At 69.4% G+C, this 2,803-nt stretch carries 3 protein-coding genes and 1 pseudogene; 2 read left to right on the top strand and 2 right to left on the bottom strand.

Translation table 11 applies throughout. The features are described 5' to 3' along the window. Together BEN49_RS27995 and BEN49_RS13770 are read left to right on the top strand one after the other, a co-directional pair. A partial coding sequence (locus tag BEN49_RS27995; protein ID WP_158022913.1) for a peptidase associated/transthyretin-like domain-containing protein occupies nucleotides 1-203 on the top strand: 203 nt, incomplete at its 5' end. Then, nucleotides 170-1,243: a hypothetical protein gene (locus BEN49_RS13770; RefSeq protein WP_070744303.1), complete on the top strand. Its 1,074-nt coding sequence runs from the start codon at nucleotides 170-172 to the stop codon at nucleotides 1,241-1,243. The genes BEN49_RS27995 and BEN49_RS13770, both read left to right, overlap by 34 nt. On the opposite strand, the gene BEN49_RS13775 is transcribed toward BEN49_RS13770, so the two are convergent. Both BEN49_RS13775 and BEN49_RS28000 read right to left on the bottom strand, forming a co-directional pair. After that, nucleotides 1,230-2,342 (bottom strand): lysylphosphatidylglycerol synthase transmembrane domain-containing protein, encoded by a 1,113-nt coding sequence (locus BEN49_RS13775; protein ID WP_070744305.1) that lies wholly within the window; start codon nucleotides 2,340-2,342, stop codon nucleotides 1,230-1,232. The genes BEN49_RS13770 and BEN49_RS13775 overlap by 14 nt on opposite strands. A 193-nt stretch (nucleotides 2,343-2,535) precedes the next feature. After that, nucleotides 2,536-2,803: pseudogene (locus tag BEN49_RS28000) on the bottom strand (hypothetical protein); the annotation flags it as partial.

Raw genomic sequence — 2,803 nt, forward strand, 5'->3', positions numbered from 1 at the left:
GGGCGGGGCCCTGGTCGCGGGCAGCCGCAGCGGCCCCCAACGTGTCGGGGGTGCGCACGGTGCGCGGGCAGGTGCTCGATGCGCGCAGCCGGGCGGGCGTGCCCTACGCCTCGGTGGTGGTGCCGGGGCAGGGCAAGGGCACCACGCCAACGCGCAGGGCCGCTTCTCGTTGTCGCTGCCGGGGCCCACACCGCTGCAAGTAAGCAGCTTGGGCTACGCCACGGCCGTGGTGCAGTCGCCGCGCGGTAACGAGGAGCTGACGGTGCAACTGACGCCCTCGGCCTACGCCCTGGATGAGGTGCGCGTGCCCACAGCCCCGCCCAGCCCGCTGGCCATTATGCAAGACGTTATCAAAAACATTCCCGCCAACTACGAGCAGCAGGACTACGCCACGGAGGTGTACACGCACCGCCGCATCAGCAACTTCGACACGCTGCGCTACGAGGCCGAAACCGTGGGCCGGCTGCGGGTGCCGGCCGGCTACCGGCACTTCACGGGCGGCTTGCTGGACGCGGGCGACCGGGTGGACTACCAGGTGCAGCAGCGGCATGTGCTGGCGCAGCGCGGGGGGCCCATTAACCGGGTGGCTTTGTACAGCGGGGTACAGGGTGACCAGGTCCGAGCCGCCGACCCGGTGCGCACTTCGCCGCTGTTCGGGGCCCGCAACCTGCGGCGCTTCGTGCTCAAGCTCGACAGCGTGCACGGCGAGGGCCCCGAAACGGTGTATTTGCTGAGCTTCGCGGCCAAAAAGGCCGACCGCCGCAGCACCGGCACCAACCTGATGGGCGGGTACCAGGGCCGGCTATTGGTGCGCCAGCGCGACAACGCGGTGCTGCGCTACGAGGCCTTGTGGCAGCTCGATACGGCGGCCTTCAACGGTGCGGCGCGCAAAAACCGGGGCCACGAAACCCTCAAGGACCAGCTTTTCACGCAAGTATTTACGTCGGACCGCACCACCCACGTGGTGGATTATACCAAGGGCGCTAACGGCCGCTACTACGCCCGCCTCAGCGTGGGCGTCACCCAGAGCGCGGGCCGCGTGCTGGGCAAAGCGCCGTTCTACTACCAAAGCCTGAGCGAGCTGTTCTTCAGGCCTTTGCCTGACGCAGGGGCCCCGCCCGCGCCCGCCGCTAAAACCAAGGTTCCGGCCGTGGCCGTGCCCGAGGTACCGTACCAGCCCGAGTTTTGGAGCACCTACCAGCGGCCCGGTGGGGCCCTGGCGGCGCCGGCTACTCGGCCGTAGGGGCCCCGGCCGCGGCTGGGCGCGGGCCGAACACCCGCGCCAGCCAACGCGGCAGGTAGGCCACGCCCAGGGCCAGGTAGAAGTAGTACGTGACGATGCGGTAGAGCAGCACGAGGAAGCTCGTCATGGCCGCGGTGCCGATGAAGCGGCCGAAAAACGTGGGAAACGCGCCCTCGGCAATGCCCGCGCCGCCGGGCGTGATGGCCAGCAGCAGCACTACTTTGTAGGTAATGTTGCGGGCAAAAATGAACAGGAACGTGTTCGTGCTCATGGGCACAAAGGCAGCGATGAGGCAGCCGATGACGGCGTAGCGGGCCGTCCAGACGAAGGCCGTGCTTAGGCAGGCGCGCCACCAGTACAGGGGCCCCGCGCCGCGCAGGTGGTAGGAGGCGTTCACCATTTCCTGGCCCTGGCGGTAAGCCAGCCGCCGGAACCGCCGCAGCCCGCGCACCGAGGCCAGCCGCACCAGCAGCCGCCGTACCGCGCGCGGGTTCACGAGCAGCGCGTAGAGCAGCAGCCCGGCGTAGGCCGACACCGCCACGTAGCTTACCACAAACAGCACCCGCAGCGTTTGCACAAACGCCGATTGCAGCCCGTGGGGGTACAACCCCGCGCCGGCCAGGGCCACCACCAGCGGCACCATCAGCACGTAGTACAGGTTATCGAGCAGGGCCGTAACGAGCGTGTAGGCCAGCGACTTGCCCAGCGGAATGCCCTCGCGGGTGAGGATGATGGGGGCCGCCGCCGTGCCGCCCGCCGCCGAGGGCAGCACGCACGAGGCAAACTCCCACACCACAATTACGCCGAACGATTGCCGCCAGCTCAGGGCCCGCTCCGTGATGTGGCGGATGCGGTAGATGTAACCCAGGTCGCGGGCCCAGAGCACGAGCAGCGTAATCAGGAGCCACCCCCACTTAGCGTCGCGCAGCGGGGCCAGGTCGCCGGGCTTGTAGGAGCGCCAGAACAGGAAAGCCACCACGCTCAGCCCAATCAGGGCCGGCACCACAATGCGCGACGGCCGCAGCTGCCGCAGCAGGGCGGCGTCCTGGTCGGCGGCGGCGGGGCCGGCAGGCGGCGTGGGGGGAGCGGGGAGGGACATAGGCACGGGGATGGCCGGGTAAAAGTACGGCTGCCCAACGGGCAGGGCCCCCACCCTATCGGCCCTACGCAAAACGCCCCGCAGCGACGGGCGCTGCGGGGCGTTTTTGGTTGCTGGGTTTTAGCTGTCGGTTGCTGGGGGCCGGTTGTTAGTCAAAAAGTGACAGCTGGCACCCAGCAACCGACAGCTAAAACTAAGGCCGTCCGCCGGGGCTACCGGCTGGCGTGATACCGCCTGGCGACGTAGTGCCCGGCGAAGGCGTGCCCACCGGCACGGTGGACTTGGGGGCCGGTGCGGTGGACTTTGTAGCCGAGCTGTCGGCCGGCGTTGTTGTAGCAGGTACCGGCGTGTTGGCCGGGTCGGGGGCGGCGGGCAGGCCAGTGGGAGTGCCCGCGCCGGGGATAAGGGCCGGCGTGGCGGCGGGCGCTACGCTGCCATCGGGCTGCACCGTCGCCGCCGGC

Origin of the sequence: Hymenobacter coccineus (genome assembly GCF_001816125.1) — a bacterium.
In the GTDB taxonomy this organism is placed as follows: Bacteria; Bacteroidota; Bacteroidia; order Cytophagales; family Hymenobacteraceae; genus Hymenobacter; species Hymenobacter coccineus.